This is a genomic window from Pseudomonas sp. NPDC098747 (genome assembly GCF_044760045.1).
Classification (GTDB): domain Bacteria; phylum Pseudomonadota; class Gammaproteobacteria; order Pseudomonadales; family Pseudomonadaceae; genus Aquipseudomonas.
Map to the genome: position 1 here is coordinate 190,622 of NZ_JBIWAL010000001.1, position 18,241 is coordinate 208,862.

Annotated in this window: 20 protein-coding genes; 10 read left to right on the forward strand and 10 right to left on the reverse strand. The window is 59.7% G+C overall.

Features of this window, described 5'->3' with window-relative positions:
- Positions 1 to 10 precede the first annotated feature (10 nt).
- Genes ACIQVE_RS00865 through ACIQVE_RS00880 form a run of 4 tightly spaced genes read left to right on the forward strand, consistent with a single transcriptional unit; the run spans position 11 to position 2,599 of the window.
- Positions 11 to 445 carry a DUF4426 domain-containing protein gene (locus tag ACIQVE_RS00865; protein ID WP_402803604.1) on the forward strand — a complete coding sequence of 145 codons (435 nt, stop codon included), beginning with the start codon at positions 11 to 13 and terminating at the stop codon, positions 443 to 445.
- A complete protein-coding gene (gene rdgB, locus ACIQVE_RS00870) occupies positions 442 to 1,038 on the forward strand; it encodes an RdgB/HAM1 family non-canonical purine NTP pyrophosphatase (RefSeq protein WP_402803606.1) in 597 nt (198 codons plus the stop codon). The genes ACIQVE_RS00865 and rdgB overlap by 4 nt, the downstream gene beginning before the upstream one ends.
- Positions 1,035 to 2,240 (forward strand): radical SAM family heme chaperone HemW, encoded by a 1,206-nt coding sequence (gene hemW / locus ACIQVE_RS00875; RefSeq protein WP_402803608.1) that lies wholly within the window; start codon positions 1,035 to 1,037, stop codon positions 2,238 to 2,240. The genes rdgB and hemW overlap by 4 nt, the downstream gene beginning before the upstream one ends.
- A gap of 35 nt (positions 2,241 to 2,275) precedes the next feature.
- Positions 2,276 to 2,599, forward strand: coding sequence for a DUF3392 domain-containing protein (locus ACIQVE_RS00880; protein ID WP_007913629.1), 324 nt, complete (start codon positions 2,276 to 2,278; stop codon positions 2,597 to 2,599).
- Positions 2,600 to 2,732: 133 nt separating this feature from the next.
- Here the strand turns inward: ACIQVE_RS00880 and trmB are convergent, their stop codons facing one another.
- From trmB to ACIQVE_RS00900, 4 genes are all read right to left on the reverse strand, one after another.
- Positions 2,733 to 3,458, reverse strand: a complete 726-nt coding sequence (gene trmB, locus ACIQVE_RS00885; RefSeq protein ID WP_402803610.1) for a tRNA (guanosine(46)-N7)-methyltransferase TrmB — start codon at positions 3,456 to 3,458, stop codon at positions 2,733 to 2,735.
- An 8-nt stretch (positions 3,459 to 3,466) separates the two neighbouring features.
- Entirely contained in the window at positions 3,467 to 4,261 is a 795-nt protein-coding gene (locus tag ACIQVE_RS00890; protein WP_402803612.1) for a thiazole synthase, read from the reverse strand.
- 60 nt (positions 4,262 to 4,321) lie between these two features.
- Positions 4,322 to 4,522, reverse strand: coding sequence for a sulfur carrier protein ThiS (thiS, locus tag ACIQVE_RS00895; protein ID WP_162184594.1), 201 nt, complete (start codon positions 4,520 to 4,522; stop codon positions 4,322 to 4,324).
- A gap of 90 nt (positions 4,523 to 4,612) precedes the next feature.
- Positions 4,613 to 4,984, reverse strand: coding sequence for a DUF423 domain-containing protein (locus ACIQVE_RS00900; RefSeq protein ID WP_402803615.1), 372 nt, complete (start codon positions 4,982 to 4,984; stop codon positions 4,613 to 4,615).
- A 74-nt stretch (positions 4,985 to 5,058) separates the two neighbouring features.
- Here ACIQVE_RS00900 and mtgA point away from each other — a divergent pair, with 74 nt between their 5' ends.
- Positions 5,059 to 5,778: a monofunctional biosynthetic peptidoglycan transglycosylase gene (mtgA, locus tag ACIQVE_RS00905; RefSeq protein ID WP_402803617.1), complete on the forward strand. Its 720-nt coding sequence runs from the start codon at positions 5,059 to 5,061 to the stop codon at positions 5,776 to 5,778.
- Between the two features lie 196 nt (positions 5,779 to 5,974).
- Here mtgA and rpoH read toward each other — a convergent pair whose 3' ends face one another.
- The 4 genes from rpoH to ftsY all read right to left on the reverse strand — a co-directional run bounded on the left by rpoH (position 5,975) and on the right by ftsY (position 10,157).
- Positions 5,975 to 6,829 carry an RNA polymerase sigma factor RpoH gene (gene rpoH / locus ACIQVE_RS00910; protein ID WP_402803620.1) on the reverse strand — a complete coding sequence of 285 codons (855 nt, stop codon included), beginning with the start codon at positions 6,827 to 6,829 and terminating at the stop codon, positions 5,975 to 5,977.
- Between the two features lie 114 nt (positions 6,830 to 6,943).
- Entirely contained in the window at positions 6,944 to 7,969 is a 1,026-nt protein-coding gene (gene ftsX / locus ACIQVE_RS00915) for a permease-like cell division protein FtsX (RefSeq protein WP_402803622.1), read from the reverse strand.
- Positions 7,966 to 8,637 (reverse strand): cell division ATP-binding protein FtsE, encoded by a 672-nt coding sequence (gene ftsE, locus ACIQVE_RS00920; protein WP_402803625.1) that lies wholly within the window; start codon positions 8,635 to 8,637, stop codon positions 7,966 to 7,968. Before ftsE ends, ftsX begins: the two co-directional genes overlap by 4 nt.
- Entirely contained in the window at positions 8,634 to 10,157 is a 1,524-nt protein-coding gene (ftsY, locus tag ACIQVE_RS00925; RefSeq protein WP_402803626.1) for a signal recognition particle-docking protein FtsY, read from the reverse strand. Before ftsY ends, ftsE begins: the two co-directional genes overlap by 4 nt.
- A gap of 344 nt (positions 10,158 to 10,501) precedes the next feature.
- On the opposite strand from ftsY, the gene ACIQVE_RS00930 reads away from it, so the two are divergent.
- The 5 genes from ACIQVE_RS00930 to ACIQVE_RS00950 all read left to right on the forward strand — a co-directional run bounded on the left by ACIQVE_RS00930 (position 10,502) and on the right by ACIQVE_RS00950 (position 16,609).
- Positions 10,502 to 11,857 (forward strand): M16 family metallopeptidase, encoded by a 1,356-nt coding sequence (locus ACIQVE_RS00930; RefSeq protein WP_402803628.1) that lies wholly within the window; start codon positions 10,502 to 10,504, stop codon positions 11,855 to 11,857.
- On the forward strand, positions 11,850 to 13,340 hold the full coding sequence (locus tag ACIQVE_RS00935) for a M16 family metallopeptidase (RefSeq protein ID WP_402803630.1): 1,491 nt from the start codon (positions 11,850 to 11,852) through the stop codon (positions 13,338 to 13,340). Before ACIQVE_RS00930 ends, ACIQVE_RS00935 begins: the two co-directional genes overlap by 8 nt.
- Entirely contained in the window at positions 13,340 to 13,951 is a 612-nt protein-coding gene (gene rsmD / locus ACIQVE_RS00940; RefSeq protein WP_402803632.1) for a 16S rRNA (guanine(966)-N(2))-methyltransferase RsmD, read from the forward strand. Before ACIQVE_RS00935 ends, rsmD begins: the two co-directional genes overlap by 1 nt.
- A gap of 145 nt (positions 13,952 to 14,096) precedes the next feature.
- A complete protein-coding gene (locus ACIQVE_RS00945; protein WP_402803634.1) occupies positions 14,097 to 15,347 on the forward strand; it encodes a M16 family metallopeptidase in 1,251 nt (416 codons plus the stop codon).
- A 263-nt stretch (positions 15,348 to 15,610) separates the two neighbouring features.
- The gene (locus ACIQVE_RS00950; protein ID WP_402803697.1) at positions 15,611 to 16,609 is read left to right on the forward strand and encodes a hydrolase; all 999 of its coding nucleotides are present in this window, start codon (positions 15,611 to 15,613) and stop codon (positions 16,607 to 16,609) included.
- A gap of 61 nt (positions 16,610 to 16,670) precedes the next feature.
- On the opposite strand, the gene ACIQVE_RS00955 is transcribed toward ACIQVE_RS00950, so the two are convergent.
- Positions 16,671 to 17,525 carry a sulfurtransferase gene (locus ACIQVE_RS00955; protein ID WP_402803635.1) on the reverse strand — a complete coding sequence of 285 codons (855 nt, stop codon included), beginning with the start codon at positions 17,523 to 17,525 and terminating at the stop codon, positions 16,671 to 16,673.
- A gap of 32 nt (positions 17,526 to 17,557) precedes the next feature.
- Positions 17,558 to 18,229 carry a TetR/AcrR family transcriptional regulator gene (locus tag ACIQVE_RS00960; RefSeq protein ID WP_402803637.1) on the reverse strand — a complete coding sequence of 224 codons (672 nt, stop codon included), beginning with the start codon at positions 18,227 to 18,229 and terminating at the stop codon, positions 17,558 to 17,560.
- Positions 18,230 to 18,241: the final 12 nt, after the last annotated feature.

The following is an 18,241-nucleotide window of genomic DNA, read 5'->3' on the forward strand; positions in this document are numbered from 1 at the left end:
GAGAACGATCATGGGACGTTTGATTGGCACGCTGTTGGCGGCATGCCTGAGCTTTTCGGCAGTCGCCGCCGACGCGATCAAGGGCGAGCGCAAGGAAGTGTTTGGTGATGTCACCGTGCATTACAACACCTTCAATTCCACGTTTCTGACGCCTGACATCGCCAAGGCTGCCGAGCTGATCCGCAGCAAGAACCAAGGCGTGATCAATGTGTCGGTGATCAAGGACGGCAAACCACTGGTTGCCAATGTCACCGGCACGGTCAAAGATCTGACCAGCCAGAGCGTGCCGCTGAATTTCCGCCAGGTCACCGAGCAGGGCGCGATCTACTACATCGCTCAGTACCCGGTGCAGCAGCAGGAAGTCCGCACTTTTGAAATCAAGGTGCAGAACGGCGACAAGATCAACACCATCAATTTCAACCAAGAACTTTTCCCCGGCGAATGATGAACCTCACACAGCTCGTACTGGCCAGCCACAACGCCGGCAAACTCAAGGAACTCCAGGCCATGATCGGCGACTCGGCGCAACTGCGCTCGATCGGTGAGTGGAGCAACGTGGAGCCTGAAGAAACCGGTCTGTCGTTCGTCGAGAACGCGATCCTCAAGGCGCGCAATGCCGCACGCATTTCCGGGCTGCCGGCGCTGGCCGACGACTCCGGTCTGGCGGTGGATTTCCTCGGCGGTGCGCCGGGCATCTATTCGGCGCGCTACGCCGACGGCAAGGGCGATGCGGCGAACAACGCCAAACTGCTCGATGCGCTGAAGGACGTGCCGGAAGCCGAGCGCGGCGCGCAGTTCGTTTGTGTATTGGCGCTGGTGCGTCACGCCGACGATCCATTGCCGATCCTCTGCGAAGGCCTGTGGCACGGGCGCATACTGACGGCTGCCAGCGGCGAACACGGCTTTGGTTACGACCCGTTGTTCTGGGTGCCGGAGCGCGATTGCTCCAGTGCCGAACTGACGCCTGCCGACAAGAACCAGATCAGCCACCGCGCCCGCGCAATGGATCTGCTGCGCCAGCGTCTGGGCTTGAAATGACCCGTGATTCTTCTGCGTCGTCGCTGATTATCGGCGGCGCCGCTTCTTCGCCTCGGGCGCCGTTGCCGACGCTACCGCCCCTGTCGCTATACATCCACATCCCGTGGTGTGTGCGCAAATGCCCGTATTGCGATTTCAACTCGCACACCGCCAGCCCGGTGCTGCCGGAGCAGGAGTACGTCGACGCGTTGCTGGCCGATCTCGATCAGGATCTGCACGCGGTCTACGGTCGTGAGATCAGCTCGATTTTCTTCGGTGGTGGTACGCCGAGCCTGTTCAGCGCCGAGGCGCTTGGGCGTTTGCTGGAAGGCGTCGAGCAGCGCATTCCGTTTGCTCACGACATCGAAATAACTTTGGAAGCCAACCCCGGTACCTTCGAGCAAGAGAAGTTCGTCGCGTATCGCAAGCTGGGGATCAATCGCCTGTCGATAGGTATCCAGAGCTTCCAGCAGGAAAAACTCAAGGCCCTCGGCCGTATTCATAACGGCGACGAAGCCGTGCGTGCGGCTGGCATGGCCCGTCAGGCCGGGTTCGATAACTTCAACCTCGACTTGATGCACGGCCTGCCCAATCAGTCGCTTGACGATGCCTTGAGCGATCTGCGCCAGGCCATCGAACTGAATCCGACGCATATTTCCTGGTATCAACTGACGCTGGAGCCGAACACGGTGTTCTGGAACCAGCCACCGGTGCTGCCGGAAGACGACACGCTGTGGGACATTCAAGAAGCCGGGCAAGCGCTGCTGGCCGAACACGGTTACGCGCAATACGAAGTCTCGGCCTATGCGCAAACCGGTCGCCCGGCCCGGCATAACCTCAATTACTGGAGTTTCGGCGACTTCATCGGCATCGGCGCCGGCGCGCACGGCAAGCTCAGCCACCCGGACGGGCGCATCGTGCGTACCTGGAAGACGCGTTTGCCGAAGGACTATCTCAACCCGGATAAAAGCTTTCAGGCTGGCGAGAAAGCCCTGACCAATGATGAGCTGCCGTTCGACTTCCTGATGAACGCCTTGCGCCTGACAGACGGGGTCGAATCGCGTCTGTATCCGGAACGTACCGGCCTGTCGCTGGAGAGTCTCGCTGAGGCCCGCCGCGACGCAGAACAAAGCGGTCTGTTGCAGGTCGAACCGTCACGTCTAGCGGCCACCGAGCGCGGACAACTGTTTCTCAACGACTTGCTGCAGAAATTTTTGAGCTGAGCCCAACCCCAAACGGCAGCCCTAAGGAAAAACCCATGGATTTGATACTCGACCTGCTCGCCACCGTGTCCCGCTGGAGCCGCAGCAACCTCTCGGAAATCGCCCTGGCACTGGTCGGCTGCCTGCTAGTGCTGTTCGGCGCCGACTTCAAAGGTTGGGTCGAGCAACGCCTGGGCAGCATCGCCGGCGCACTGCGCGTGCCATTGATGGCCCTGCTGTGCGTAATCGGCAGCGGTGCCGCGCTGATCTACGCCACGCCGTGGGTGATCAAAGGCTTGAGCCAGTTCAACAACTACAGCCTGGCGCCGGTGTTGTTGGTGGTGCTGGTGCTGATCGGCGTAGTCGCTGACCGCCGCTGATTTAAGTCGCTTTACAAAACTACTGTGGGAGCGAGCTTGCTCGCGAAGGCGTCGCATCAGTCAACATCATTGTTGAATGACCAACCGCTTTCGCGAGCAAGCTCGCTCCCACAGGTTCATCTACAGCTTGGAATCAGGAAAGTTTTTCGAACTTCAGATCCCACACGCCATGCCCAAGACGTTCGCCGCGGCGTTCGAACTTGGTGATCGGGCGTTCGGCCGGGCGGGGTACGCACTTGCCGTCTTCGGCGAGGTTACGGTAACCCGGGGCGACGCTCATGACTTCCAGCATGTATTCGGCGTACGGTTCCCAGTCGGTGGCCATGTGCAGAATGCCGCCGACCTTCAACTTGCTGCGCACCAGTTCAGCGAACGACGCCTGAACGATACGACGCTTGTGGTGACGGCTCTTGTGCCACGGATCCGGGAAGAACAGCATCAAGCGATCGAGGCTGTTGTCGGCGATGCAGCGGTTGAGCACTTCGATCGCGTCGCAATCGTAAACCCGCAGGTTGGTCAGGCCTTGCGTCAGTACGCCGTTGAGCAGCGCGCCGACACCCGGACGGTGAACTTCTACACCGATGAAATCCTGATCCGGTGCAGCAGCGGCCATTTCCAGTAGCGAATGGCCCATGCCGAAACCGATTTCCAGCGAGCGCGGTGCCGAGCGGCCGAAAACCTGATCGTAATCCACCGGCGCATCGGCCAACGGCAGCACGAACAGTGGCGTGCCTTGATCCAGACCTTTCTGCTGGCCTTCAGTCATGCGCCCGGCGCGCATCACGAAACTCTTGATGCGGCGGTGTTGGCGCTCGTCGCCCTCTTCCGGCTGGATAGGCGTGTCGTTCGATTCAGTCATCTTGGCTCTTACTTGATCAGACCATCCAGCGGCGAAGAGGCGCTGGCATAGAGTTTTTTCGGCATGCGGCCGGCGAGGTAGGCCAGACGGCCCGCGACGATCGCGTGTTGCATGGCTTGGGCCATCATCACTGGCTGGCCAGCGTGGGCAATGGCCGAGTTCATCAGTACGGCGTCACAGCCCAGTTCCATGGCGATGGTGGCATCGGAAGCGGTACCGACACCCGCGTCCACCAATACCGGAATTTTGGCTTCTTCGAGGATGATCTGCAGGTTGTACGGATTGCAGATACCCAGGCCCGAGCCGATCAGACCGGCCAGTGGCATGACGGCGATGCAGCCGATTTCCGCCAGCTGACGGGCGATGATCGGGTCATCACTGGTGTAAACCATCACGTCGAAACCTTCCTTGACCAGCGTTTCGGCGGCCTTGAGGGTTTCGATCACGTTGGGGAACAGGGTTTTCTGGTCAGCCAGTACTTCCAGCTTGACCAGATTGTGGCCATCGAGCAGCTCACGGGCCAGACGGCAAGTGCGCACGGCTTCGAGGGCGTCGTAGCAGCCAGCAGTGTTCGGCAGGAAGGTGTAGCGATCCGGCGACAACACGTCGAGCAGGTTCGGTTCGCCTTCGATCTGACCCAGGTTGGTGCGGCGCACGGCGAAGGTGACGATCTCGGCACCCGAGGCTTCGATGGCCTGGCGGGTTTCGTCCATGTCACGGTACTTTCCGGTACCGACCAGCAAACGCGACTGGTAAGTACGACCGGCCAGAACAAAAGGCTTGTCGCTACGAACGATGCTCATGGGGAATCCTCTTTAGGGGTGAGGGTCTTGCAGAATTCTGTGCCCTTGTGGACTGCGCGACTAGCCGCCGCCGATGGCGTGAACCACTTCAACGTTATCGCCGTCGTTGAGCGCGGTGTCGGCATGCTGGCTGCGCGGGACGATATCCAGATTGAGCTCGACCGCCACCCGGCGTCCGGTCAGATCCAGACGGGTCAGCAGGGCCGCAACGGTTTCACCGTCGGGCAGTTCAAGGGATTCACCGTTCAACTGAATGCGCATGCGCAATGCCGCCATCATTTTTAGGGGCTGGCATTCTAGCCCGATCAGACAGAGCGACCCAAGCCATTCATCGTGAAATGGACTGCCCGGTCAGTTCAGGCGCCAGGCGGCGAGGCCCAGGCAAAGCCAACCGACCAGGAATGCCAGACCACCGAACGGTGTGATGATGCCGAGCTTGCTGATGCCAGTGGTGGTCAGCAGGTAAAGACTGCCGGAAAACAGCAGGATGCCGAGAGTGAATGAAGCGCCTGCCCAGGTGACCAATCGACCGGGGAGGTGCACGGCCAGCAACGCTACGCCGAACAGCGCCAAGGTGTGCACCAGTTGATAGGTGACGCCGGTGTGGAAAATCGTCAGATATTCCGGTGTCAGACGGCTTTTCAGGCCGTGGGCGGCAAACGCACCCAGCGCGACACCCGTGAAACCCAAAAAAGCGGCCAGCATCAAAAAGCCACGCAGCATTGGGAACTCCAGTCAGACTCGATCGGCAGGGTCTGTATAATGGCCCGCTCCACGGGTTCGGCCAAGCCATCTCTATGCTGCGTTTAATTTTCCGTCGTCTCACGAAGGCCCTGCTCTGGTTCGCGGGCGGCAGCGTATTGCTGGTGCTGGTATTTCGCTTTGTACCGCCGCCAGGCACCGCGCTGATGGTCGAGCGCAAGGTCGAATCCTGGATCGATGGCGAGCCGATCGACCTGCAACGCACCTGGAAGCCGTGGGACGAGATCTCCGACGATCTCAAGGTGGCGGTCATGGCTGGTGAAGATCAGAAGTTTCCCGAGCATTGGGGCTTTGATTTCAGCGCAATCCAGGCAGCGTTGGCGCATAACGAGCTCGGCGGCTCGATTCGCGGTGCCAGTACGTTGAGCCAGCAGGTGTCGAAAAACCTGTTTCTGTGGGCCGGGCGCAGCTATCTGCGTAAAGGCCTGGAGGCTTGGTTTACCGCGCTGATCGAGGTGTTGTGGCCCAAGCAGCGGATTCTTGAGGTGTATCTGAACAGTGTCGAGTGGGATGACGGGGTGTTCGGCGCGGAAGCAGCGGCCCGGCATCACTTTGGCGTGAGCGCGAAGTCGTTGTCCCGACAACAGGCGAGTTATCTGGCGGCGGTGTTGCCCAATCCGCGGGTGTGGAGTGCGAGCCATCCGACTGGCTACGTAGCGCGCCGGGCCGGGTGGATTCGACAGCAGATGAGTCAGCTGGGTGGAACGAGTTATCTGGCGGGGCTTAATGATTCGCGGCGGGCACCGTGGCAGTAGTCTTTCAGACACTGAAGATCCCTGTGGGAGCCGGGCTTGCCCGCGATGGCGGTGGCTCAGCTAGCTGCAACATTAACTGACACGACGCTATCGCTGGCAAGCCAGCTCCCACAGGGATCAACGCAGGCCTGAAATACGCGCAAAAAAACGCCCCAATCATCGCTGATCGGGGCGTTTTTTGTTGCCGAGGCGCCGGTTAGGCAGCAATCGACAACTTGAGCTTGTTCATCGCGCTCTTTTCGAGCTGACGGATTCGCTCGGCCGACACGTTGTACTTCTGCGCCAGGTCGTGCAGCGTGGCTTTCTCTTCTGCCAGCCAGCGCTGGTAGAGGATGTCGCGGCTGCGTTCGTCCAGCACTTCCAGTGCTTCGTGCAGGTTGTTGTTGGAGTTGTCGCTCCAGTCGGCATCTTCCAGTTGACGCGCCGGGTCGTACCGGTGGTCTTCCAGATAGTTGGACGGCGACTGGAATGCACTGTCGTCATCCGCTTCCGCAGCCGGGTCGAAAGCCATGTCATGGCCGGTCAGGCGACTCTCCATCTCGCGCACTTCCCGCGGCTCGACGCCGAGGCTTTCCGCCACACGGTGGACTTCCTCGTTGTTCAGCCACGCCAGACGCTTCTTCTGGCTGCGCAGATTGAAGAACAGCTTGCGCTGGGCCTTGGTGGTCGCGACTTTCACAATGCGCCAGTTGCGCAGGATGAACTCGTGAATTTCCGCCTTGATCCAGTGCACTGCAAACGACACCAAACGCACACCCATTTCCGGGTTAAAGCGCTTTACGGCCTTCATCAGGCCGACGTTACCTTCCTGGATCAGGTCAGCCTGAGCCAGACCGTAGCCGCTATAGCTACGGGCAATGTGTACGACAAAACGCAGGTGGGCGAGCACCATCTGCCGAGCCGCCCCCAAATCCTGCTCATAATAGAGACTCTCGGCCAGTTCACGCTCCTGCTCCGGCGTCAGCAATGGAATGCTGTTCACGGTGTGCACATAGGCTTCCAGGTTTGCGCCTGGAACCAACGCGTACGCAGGTTGCAAAGAATTGGTCATACGAAAAAACCTCCGACTTACATACTCGTGCTTCTCAGCACTGCGAAAAATTGACCGGGAACTCAAGTGCAAGTTCCCAAAAAACCGTAAGGTCAATCACGCGCAAAAAAGATTCTACTTCGGCGCCAGCTCCCTGAGATGACGTGCGACTGCAATCCATGCACCGATATAACCCAACAGCACCGCGCCAAGCAAGAGCGACAGACCATCGGCAACTGGCACTCCGGCCAGCGCGAAATCACTGCCGTACAAGCCGGCCAATCCAACCACCGCGTCGTTCAGCCAGTTCAGGCCGAACGCCAATACTCCCCAGGACAACAGCCCCGCACCGAAGCCATACAACGCGCCCATGTAAAGGAAGGGACGTCGCACATAGCTGTCAGTGCCGCCGACGAGTTTAATCACTTCTATCTCTGTGCGGCGGTTTTCAATATGAAGACGAATGGTATTGCCTATCACCAAAAGTAATGCAGAAACCAGCAGCACTGTCAGACCGAAGACAAAACGATCGCCGAGCTTGAGGATGGCGGCCAGACGCTCGACCCAGACTAGATCAAGTTGTGCCTGTTGTACCTTGGGCAGCTCGGAAAGTTTTTGTCTTAATGCTTCCAGCGTGGTCTTGTCGACCTCGTTCGGCGTCACCAACACAACGCCCGGCAGCGGGTTTTCCGGCAGTTCGCGCAGGGCTTCGCCCAGCCCGGACTGCTGCTGAAACTCTTCCAGCGCCTGATCGCGGCCGACATATTCAGCATCAGCGACGCCGGGCATGCCTTTGATCTGTTCGCGCAACGACTCGCCCTGCTCCGGGCTGGCGTCGAGTTGCAGATACAGCGAGATCTGCGCCGCACGCTGCCACGAACCGCCGAGACGCTCGACGTTATTGAGCAACAGCGAAAGACCCATTGGCAGACTTAGCGCCACCGCCATCACCATGCAGGTGAAAAAGCTGCCGATAGGCTGCTTGCCGAGACGACGCAGGCTGTCGAGCAGGCTGGCGCGATGGCTTTCGACCCAGGCGCGGAACAGCGTGGCGAAGTCCGGGCCGTCGTCATCGTCGTGTTTTTTCTTTTTTGGCGGCTGCGGATCGGCGGCCTTCGGGGCCACGCGCTCGGAAACCTTAGGACTGCGAGTGGCACTCATACCCCGGCCTCCCCGTCGCCGATCAATCGGCCGCGTTGCAGGGTCAGCATGCGGTGACGCATGCGCGCGATCAGCGCCAGGTCGTGACTGGCGATCAGTACGCTGGTGCCCAAACGGTTGATGTCTTCAAACACGCCCATGATTTCGGCCGCCAGACGCGGGTCGAGGTTACCGGTCGGTTCGTCCGCCAGCAGCAGGGCCGGACGGTGGACGATGGCGCGGGCGATGCCGACGCGCTGTTGCTGACCGGTGGACAAGTCGCCCGGGTACAGATCGGTTTTATCCGACAGCGCCACGCGCTCCAGCGCCGAATCGACGCGCTTGGCGATCTCGGCCTTGGACAGCCCAAGAATCTGCAACGGCAGCGCGATGTTGTTGAACACCGTGCGATCGAACAGCAGTTGGTGATTCTGGAACACCACACCGATCTGCCGGCGCAGGAACGGAATCTGCGCGTTGCTGATAGTGCTCAGATCTTGCCCGGCGAGCAGCAGCTTGCCGCTGGTCGGACGCTCCATCGCCAGCAACAGGCGCAATAGCGTGGATTTACCGGCACCGGAGTGGCCGGTCACAAACAAGAACTCGCCACGACGGACTCGAAAGCTCAGCTCATGCAAGCCGACGTGACCGTTCGGGTAGCGTTTACCGACCTGTTCGAAACGAATCATGAACGCTCCCGCTCGGCAAAGAGTGCCTGGACAAAGGGTTCGGCTTCAAAGGTACGCAAATCGTCGATGCCTTCACCGACGCCGATGTAGCGAATCGGCAGACCGAACTGTTTGGCCAGGGCAAAGATCACCCCACCCTTGGCGGTGCCGTCGAGTTTGGTCAGCGCCAGTCCGGTCAGTTCGACGGTCTGGTTGAATTGCTTGGCCTGGTTGATGGCGTTCTGGCCGGTACCGGCGTCGAGTACCAACAGCACTTCGTGCGGCGCGTCGGCGTCGAGCTTGCTGATCACGCGGCGAACCTTTTTCAGTTCTTCCATCAGGTTGTCTTTGGTGTGCAGACGACCGGCGGTATCGGCGATCAGCACGTCGATACCACGCGCCTTGGCGGCTTGTACGGCGTCGAAGATCACCGAAGCGGAGTCGGCACCGGTGTGCTGAGCGATCACCGGGATCTTGTTGCGCTCGCCCCACACCTGCAATTGCTCCACCGCAGCAGCACGGAAGGTGTCACCGGCGGCCAGCATGACTTTCTTGCCTTCCAGTTGCAGTTTCTTCGCCAGTTTGCCGATGGTAGTGGTCTTGCCGGCACCGTTGACGCCGACCACAAGGATCACGAACGGCTTGTTCTGCGAAACGATTTTCAGCGGCTGCTCGACCGGTTTGAGCATCGCTGCCAGTTCGGCCTGCAGGGATTTGTACAACGCATCGGCGTCGGCAAGTTCCTTGCGAGCGACCTTCTGGGTCAGACGCTGGATGATCTGGGTGGTGGCTTCGACGCCAACATCGGCGGTCAGCAGACGGGTTTCGAGGTCGTCGAGCAGCTCGTCATCGATGGTTTTGCGGCCGAGGAACAGGCTGGCCATGCCCTCGCCAATGCTGGCGCTGGTTTTCGACAGGCCTTGCTTGAGGCGGGCGAAGAAACCGGCTTTGGTTTCTTCGGTACGTGGCGCTTCGGCAGCGGGTTCGACTGCTGCTTCAACTGCAACAACTGGCTCGGCGACGACGACCGGTGCAGGTGCAGGTGCAGGCTCGGCTTCTTCGATAACCGGAGCAACCGGAGCAACCGGAGCAACCGGAGCAACCACTTCAGGCTCGGCGATGGCTGGCGCGACGGCAACCACAGGTTGAACCACCGGCGCCGAAACAGGCTCAGGGGTTAACATAACGGGCGCAGGAATCGGCGGCGTCACGTGCGGCGCCTGCTCTTCAACCAACGCAACCGGTTCTTCCGCAACAGGCAAAGTCAGCCACGGCTCAACCACCGGAGTCAGCGGCAGCTCGGCAACTACTGGTGCTTCAGGCTCAGGCTCGGCCACCGGTTGCAGCACCGGCTCGGCAATCGGCAGAACGATCGGCGCAGGCTCTTCTTCTATTACAGGAGCAGGCGCAGGGACCGGTTCAGGAATCGCGGGCGGCTGTTCGACAACGGGTTCCTGCGGTTTTTTACGCAGCCATCCGAACAGGCTTTTCTTCTCGCCAGCCGCAGCTGGGGTCTTCTTGTCGTCGTTGGAACCAAACATGGAGGACGGCTATCTCACGGTAGCGACGCGCCATAAGGGCGCCCCGGCAAATAAATATTCGATGCAGAACAGACTGTGTTTCACCCAGCTTGTTCACGCGCAACATTTTGTCGAGGCACCAGCGGCACCTCAAAGAATCGTATTAACGAAGGACTAAACCGGCAACATCGGCGAAAAAGCGCAGTTTAGTCGATAAACCGCAGCTTTCTGTCACATACCCATACAGCCTGATCAAGTCTTAAAACCTGATAGGCGTGGTCGCCAGTAAAACGGACCAGTATCCTAGCACCCTCTCGCCCGCCGACGCTAAGACCAAGCGGGCAGCTCAACAGGTTAAAAAACGAATGAATGCTCTAGCCCGCCGCGCTGCAGGCCTGCTGTTCAGCACAGTCTGCCTGCCTCTTTCGGCCCTGGCGGCCGACCCGCAACCGACCCACGAATTCACCCTCGACAACGGCTTGAAGGTCGTCGTGCGCGAAGACCATCGCGCACCGGTGGTGGTGTCGCAGGTCTGGTACAAGGTCGGTTCCAGCTACGAAACCCCGGGCCAGACCGGCCTGTCCCACGCGCTTGAGCACATGATGTTCAAGGGCAGCGAAAAAGTCGGCCCCGGCGAAGCCTCGCTGATCCTGCGCGACCTCGGCGCCGAAGAGAACGCCTTCACCAGCGATGACTTCACCGCTTACTACCAAGTGCTGGCGCGCGACCGTCTGGGTGTGGCCTTCGAACTGGAAGCTGATCGCATGGCCAATCTGCGCCTGCCGGCCGACGAGTTCGCCAAGGAAATCGAAGTCATCAAGGAAGAGCGCCGCCTGCGCACCGATGACAAGCCGATGGCCAAGGCCTTCGAGCGTTACAAGGCGATGGCTTACCCAGCCAGCGGTTATCACACGCCGACCATCGGCTGGATGGCTGACCTCGACCGGATGAAGGTCGAAGAGCTGCGCCACTGGTATCAGTCCTGGTATGTGCCGAACAACGCCACTTTGGTGGTCGTCGGCGACGTCACTCCGGACGAAGTGAAAACCCTCGCCCAACGCTACTTCGGGCCGATCGCCAAACGCGACGTGCCACCGGCGAAACAACCGCTGGAACTGGCCGAACCCGGCGAGCGCAAGATCACGCTGCATGTGCAGACGCAACTGCCTAGCCTGATGCTCGGTTTCAACGTGCCGAGTATCGCCACTGCCGAGGACAAACGTTCGGTCAACGCGCTGCGTCTGATTTCGGCGTTGCTCGACGGCGGTTATAGCGGACGCATCCCAACCCAATTGGAGCGCGGCGAAGAGCTGGTGTCTGGGGGCTCGTCGAGCTACGACGCCTACACTCGTGGCGACAGCCTGTTCACCCTGTCGGCCACGCCGAACACCCAGAAGAAAAAGACCATGGCGCAAGCCGAGGCTGGTCTGTGGAAGCTGCTGGATCAGCTGAAAACAACCGCGCCGTCTGCCGAAGAACTGGAGCGCGTGCGTGCGCAAGTGATTGCCGGCCTGGTCTACGAGCGTGACTCGATCACCAGCCAGGCCACGGCCATCGGTCAGCTTGAGACCGTCGGCCTGTCGTGGAAACTGATGGACACCGAATTGGCCGATCTGGAAAGCGTCACCCCGCAAGACATCCAGAACGCCGCCAAGCTGTATTTCACCCGCGAACGTCTCAGCGTCGCCCACGTACTGCCACTGGAGACGACTCATGAGTGAGCGCAAAACCCCACGCCTGTTGTTGCTTGGTTTGATCGCGGTCGCAGTGATCGGCGCCGCTGCTTTCTATCTGTCGCCAAGCGATGACAGCAAGGCGAGCGAAGCATTGGACAACGCCAAGTCCGCACAGAAGCTGCAATCGCTGGCCGAACTCGACGGCAAGGCCCCGGCAAGCCGCAAACTCGACGTGCAGACCTGGAACACCGCCGAAGGCGCCAAGGTGCTGTTCGTCGAAGCCCACGAGCTGCCGATGTTCGACATGCGCCTGATCTTCTCCGCCGGCAGCAGCCAGGACGGCAACGCGCCGGGTCTGGCGGTGCTGACCAACGCGATGCTCAATGAAGGCGTGGCCGGCAAGGACGTCGGTGCCATCGCCCAAGGTTTCGAAGGCCTCGGCGCGGATTTCGGCAACGGCGCTTTCAAGGACATGGCACTGGCTTCGCTGCGCAGCCTGAGCGCCGCTGACCAGCGCGAGCCGGCGTTGAAACTGTTCGCGGAAGTCGTCGGCAAACCGACCTTCCCGGCTGACTCGTTCGCGCGCATCAAGAATCAGATGCTCGCCGGCTTCGAATACCAGAAACAGAACCCCGGCAAACTCGCCAGCCTGGAGCTGATGAAGCGCCTGTATGGCGATCATCCATACGCACATTCGAGCGACGGCAACGAGCAGAGCGTACCGAAGATCACCCTCGCGCAACTGCGTGAGTTCCACGCCAAGGCCTACGCCGCTGGCAACGTGGTGATCGCACTGGTCGGTGACTTGTCCCGCGCTGATGCCGAGGCAATTGCCAATCAGGTCTCCGCTGCCCTGCCCAAAGGCCCGGCAATGGCGAAGATCGCCCAGCCGCGGGAACCGCAAGCCAGCGTCGGTCACATCGAATTCCCATCGAAGCAGACCAACCTGATGCTCGCGCAGTTGGGCATCGACCGTGATGACCCGGACTACGCGGCATTGTCGATGGGTAACCAGATCCTCGGCGGCGGTGGTTTCGGCACTCGATTGATGAGCGAAGTTCGCGAGAAACGCGGGCTGGCCTATGGCGTGTACTCCGGGTTCAGCCCGATGCAGGTCCGCGGCCCGTTCCTGATCAACTTGCAGACCCGCGCCGAAATGAGCGAAGGCACCCTGAAACTCGTGCAGGATGTGCTCGCCGACTACCTGAAAACCGGCCCGACCCAGAAAGAACTCGACGACGCCAAACGCGAATTGGCCGGCAGCTTCCCGCTGTCCACCGCGAGCAACGCCGACATTGTTGGCCAGCTCGGTGCGATGGGGTTCTATAATTTGCCGCTGAGCTATCTGGATGACTTCATGCGTCAGTCCCAGAGCCTGACCGTCGATCAGGTCCGCGAAGCCCTGAACAAACACTTGAGCACGGACAAAATGGTCATCGTCACCGCTGGCCCGACCGTGCCGCAAAAGCCGTTACCGGCCCCATCTGATAAACCTGCCGAGCAACCGCTCGGGGTTCCGGAGCATTAATGGCTACTCGTCCCAAAAAACCTGTTCACAACGTGCACAACGGCGTGAATCAACTGCGCATCATTGGTGGTGAATGGGGCAGCCGCAAGCTGAGCTTCCCTGACGCGCCGGGCCTGCGCCCGACGCCGGACCGCGTGCGTGAGACGCTGTTCAACTGGCTCGCGCCGTATGTGGCCGGGGCCAAAGTGTTCGATCCGTTCGCCGGCAGCGGCGCGCTGTTTCTTGAGGCACTGTCCCGAGGCGCCGCCATGGGCCAGGCGTTGGACGCCAGCAACATCGCGGTCTCCAGCCTCAAGGAACACCTCGGCACTCTGCGCTGCACCAACGGCCAGGTACAAACCGCCGACGCCCTGCGCTATCTGGAGACCCAGACTGCCACCGCGTACGACCTGGTGTTCCTCGACCCGCCGTTCAATCAAAACCTGCTTCCCGCCGTGTGCACGTTGCTCGAAGAGCGCCAGTGGCTGGCCGATGACGCTTGGATTTACACCGAAAGCGAAAGCGCACCATCGACCCTCGGCCTGCCGCAAAACTGGCGTCTTCATCGCGAGCAGAAATCCGGTCGCGTGTACTACGCGTTGTGGCATCGTCTGGCTGAAACCATCGCTTAAAATACTTGGGCAGACAACTTGACTGCCCGAGCCTCCAACTCGGCATTTAATTAAGTTGCAATAGTTCAGCAATAGCGAGAGGCCTCTGTTTCATCCATCTTGTGCAAGCGAAATTAGTCGCATAAACATCATGGATGAAACTTAGATGAATACATCTACCCTCGAATACACCGTTAACCCGCTTCATGAATTCACGCTCGATAATGGCTTGAAAGTTGTAGTGCGAGAAGATCACCGAACACCTCAAGTTGCACTAACACTGACTTTTGCCAGCCGTGGTGACGAGCGCCCTGAAGAGTTCGGAGCGGGTGACGTGCTACTGCGTGGAGTGCGATATCTGAACAACGATTACGAGGCCTTCATCACAGAAAGCGGAGGCACTCGGTTCCGTTACGGCGATTCTCCTGGCGCGGGCCAACTGACTGACTCGTTACTGGTGCCCACAGAGCACCTGGAAGGCGCGCTCAAGCTCCAGTCGAAGCTGATGACAACTGAGCTGCCGGACGAACCGCTGCACAATGCTCTGAATATAACGAGAGACAAGAACAAGAAAGAATCCTTTTTCTTATCACCGATATGGTACAGCCCAGAAATTGAATCCCTGGTGTACGCAGGCAGCAGGTACTACAGATCCCATCAGGCAGTTTCGGCCAACCTTGAACGACTGTCTCCAGATTGCATACGGAGCTTGCGACGGAGTCGGCATTGCCCCGACAACGCACTGCTGGCAATCACTGGCGATATTGGAATTGAAGAAACCCGGCGCTTGGTCGAACGCCACTTCGCAGATATCCCCCGAGGTGAACCTTCGTTCAGATCTCAAGTGCAGGTTCCGGCAGCGCCCGGCTATCGCCGGATAACGCAGTACCTGGATACTCAACACCCCGAGTACTCCATGATGATATTCATATTCAACACACCGCTGGCTTATGAACTGGAAGTATTAGGCTCCTTGCTTGAAGGAGATTCCCTCCCACGTTTGGCCGCACTCCAGGAAAAGCGGGGTGGAGTTGTACCGAGGTTCATGGGAGACAATCAAGGCAATACAATTCTCGGCCTTGCATTTTATATCCACGGCGACCCGCAGGAAGCCGAAGAGAACTTCTGGAAGTTTCTCGATGAAGTGAAGCGTTCCCCTTTCTCTCCTGAAGAGATCGACTCCGCCGTCAACAAAGCCTGTTCGTTGCCTCAAGTCTGGAACAGCTCACTTGAGCACCAGGCAGATGCGCTCTCCTATTTGTTTGGATCAGGTCAGCCTTTGCAGTTGCTTGACGATAAAGTCGGGCTGTTGCGCAGCATCACCCCTGAGGACGTTCATGTTGCAGCCAACGCCTACCTCACCCGCGAAAATATCACTATCGTTTGTGCATTGCCGATCGGAACAAAACCGAAGTAACGTTTAAAACAGTCTTCGACTGTAGCGGTTCGGTTTTTTTAAACCGCTCAGTAATAGCGTCAAGCAACGCAGTGCCTGACGTTCAAGCAGTAAACGAAACAGTGAAGCGCCACCGGTCTGCTGATCGGTGGTGCTTGGTAAACCTCAGGGTGATGTCGCGTCGAAACAGGCTTTGTGGCAAGTTAGGTTCTTTCATTGAAAGCGTCAGCGCCTGATACGCCCGCCGCTTTGCGCAAGACCTGTCGAGAGTTGCCGTGCCGTCACTGAACCCAACATCAAGCCCCCGCTTTACGCCAGCCTTCGGCCTCGGCAACCCGCACTTGCAAACCTTGTGGGGACCACTCTGGCGCAAAACCACCCACATAGACCGCGAACGTGAACGTTTGTGGCTTGAAGACGGCGACTTCCTCGATCTCGACTGGCACGGCCCGCACAGCGCCGATGCGCCATTGGTGCTGGTGTTGCACGGCCTGACCGGTTCGTCCAATTCGCCTTATGTAGCCGGCCTGCAAAAAGTGTTGGGGGCTCAAGGGTGGGCGAGTGTCGCGCTGAACTGGCGTGGCTGTTCAGGCGAGCCGAATCTGCTATCGCGCAGCTATCACTCAGGTGCCAGTGAAGACCTCGCCGAGGCCATCAGGCACCTGCGTGCCAAGCGGCCGCTGGCGCCGCTGTTTGCGGTGGGCTACTCCCTCGGCGGCAACGTGCTGCTCAAGCATCTTGGGGAGACGGGCAGCACCAGCGGCGTACTCGGCGCCGTGGCGGTGTCGGTTCCGTTTCGCCTCGATCAGTGCGCCGACCGTATCGGCCAAGGCTTTTCCAAGGTTTATCAAGCGCATTTCATGCGTGAGATGGTCGGCTACATCAAGAACAAGCAACGGCAGTTTCAGCACGATGGCCGCGAGGACAGGCTCGCGGAGTTGGCTGCGCTCGGCTCACTGGAAAACATGCGCACGTTCTGGGATTTTGATGGCCGGGTAACGGCGCCGCTGCACGGATTTACCGATGCACACGATTACTACCGCCGTGCATCGAGCCGCTACTTTCTCGGCGAGATTCGTACGCCGACGTTAATTATCCAGGCGGCGGATGATCCTTTCGTCTTCCCTCATAGCTTACCGAGCGCTGAAGAGTTGTCTGCCTGCACGCAATTCGAATTGCAGCCCAAGGGTGGCCACGTAGGTTTTGTCGATGGCACGCTTCGCCGACCGGATTACTACCTTGAACGGCGTATCCCGCAGTGGTTGGCGCGCCTGACACCATGAGCGATCAGGGCAAGTCGATTCGTTTCTGGCAAATCGCACCGCCGACGGTGATCCTTTGATCTTATTCGCCGGTGGCAATACCGCGCGAAGGCTCGTTGATCCACTCGCTCCACGATCCCGCATACAGCGAACCCAACGGATACCCCGCCAGACACAGCGCAAACAGGTTGTGACACGCCGTCACGCCTGAGCCGCAATAGGCGACCAGTTCCGACGGCGAGCGCTCGCCAAGCTTTGCGGCAAAGCGTTGTTTGAGTTGATCAGCCGGCAGGAATCGCCCGTCAGTGCCCAGGTTGTCGGTGAACGCCGCGCATTGCGCGCCGGGAATGTGTCCGGCAACCGGGTCGATCGGTTCGACTTCGCCCTTGAACCGCGGCAAGGCTCGCGCATCGATCAGGGTCAGCGCGGGCTGACCGAGACGTTGCTGCAATTGCTCGGCGCTGAGCAACAGGTTCATGTCCGGCTGACCGCCGAAATCACCAGGCGTGAGAGCCGGCGCATCCAGACTCAGCGGCAAACCCGCCGCATGCCAGGCCTTGAGCCCGCCGTCGAGAATGAACACGCCGTCGCGCTTGCCCAGCCACGCGAGCAACCACCACGCTCGCGCCGCGTAAGCCCCCGGCCCGTCGTCATACAAAACCACGTCGCTGTCGGCATTGATGCCCCAGGCTTGCAGGCGCTCGACCAGCGCTGCCGGCTCGGGCAACGGATGACGCCCGGTCACGCCTTTGACCACCATGCCGCTGAGGTCACGTTCAAGATCGGCGAAGCTCGCCCCGGCGATGTGCCCTTCTGCGTAGCTGCGCTGGCCGTAGTCCGGGTCTTCGAGGGCAAAACGACAATCGAGAATCACCAGCCCAGGCTGCTCCTTGCGGGCATCCAGTGCATTGGGGCTGATCAGTTGCGCAATCGGCATAACGGGCTCCTGTGGGAATTCGACGAAACTGTTTACTTCACATCTTCGAGGGCCTGGGCCAACGGCACGTAAAACTCCTCGAACAGTGCATTTACCTCCTCGCGCGCCTGCTCGGTGACAAAACCGGCTTCCAGCACCAGCACCTGGTAGACGCCACGCTTAACGGCCTGCTCGCTGAGGTGGTTGGAGTTTTCCCGGGTGGTGCACAGAAAGCGTACCCAAGACGTCAGGATGATCCAGGCGTTGAGGGTCAGGGATTCGATCTGCACGCGATCCATGTCGAGGATCCCGGCGGCGACAAAACCTTCGTAGATCGCCCCACCCTGGATCACGCAGCGCTGGGAAAAGCGCCGATAGCGCGCGGCCAGCTCCGGATCGCTGTCGAGCAGATGCTCGAGGTCGCGGTGCAGAAAGCGGTAGCGCCACATCGCCGAGAGCAGTTCCTTGAGATAGAAGCGCTTGTCTTCTACCGTCGCGGCGCGCCCCTGCGGCGGGCGCAGGAAGCTGTCGACAAGGCTCTCGTACTCACTGAACAACACGGCGATGATCGCCTGCTTGTTGGGGAAGTGGTAGTAGAGGTTGCCCGGAGAAATCTCCATGTGGGCAGCAATGTGATTGGTGCTGATGCTGCGCTCGCCCTGTTGGTTGAACAGTTCAAGGCTGTTCAGCACGATTCGCTCGCTGGTTTTTATTCGTGGGGCCATGGCTTGGGCTTT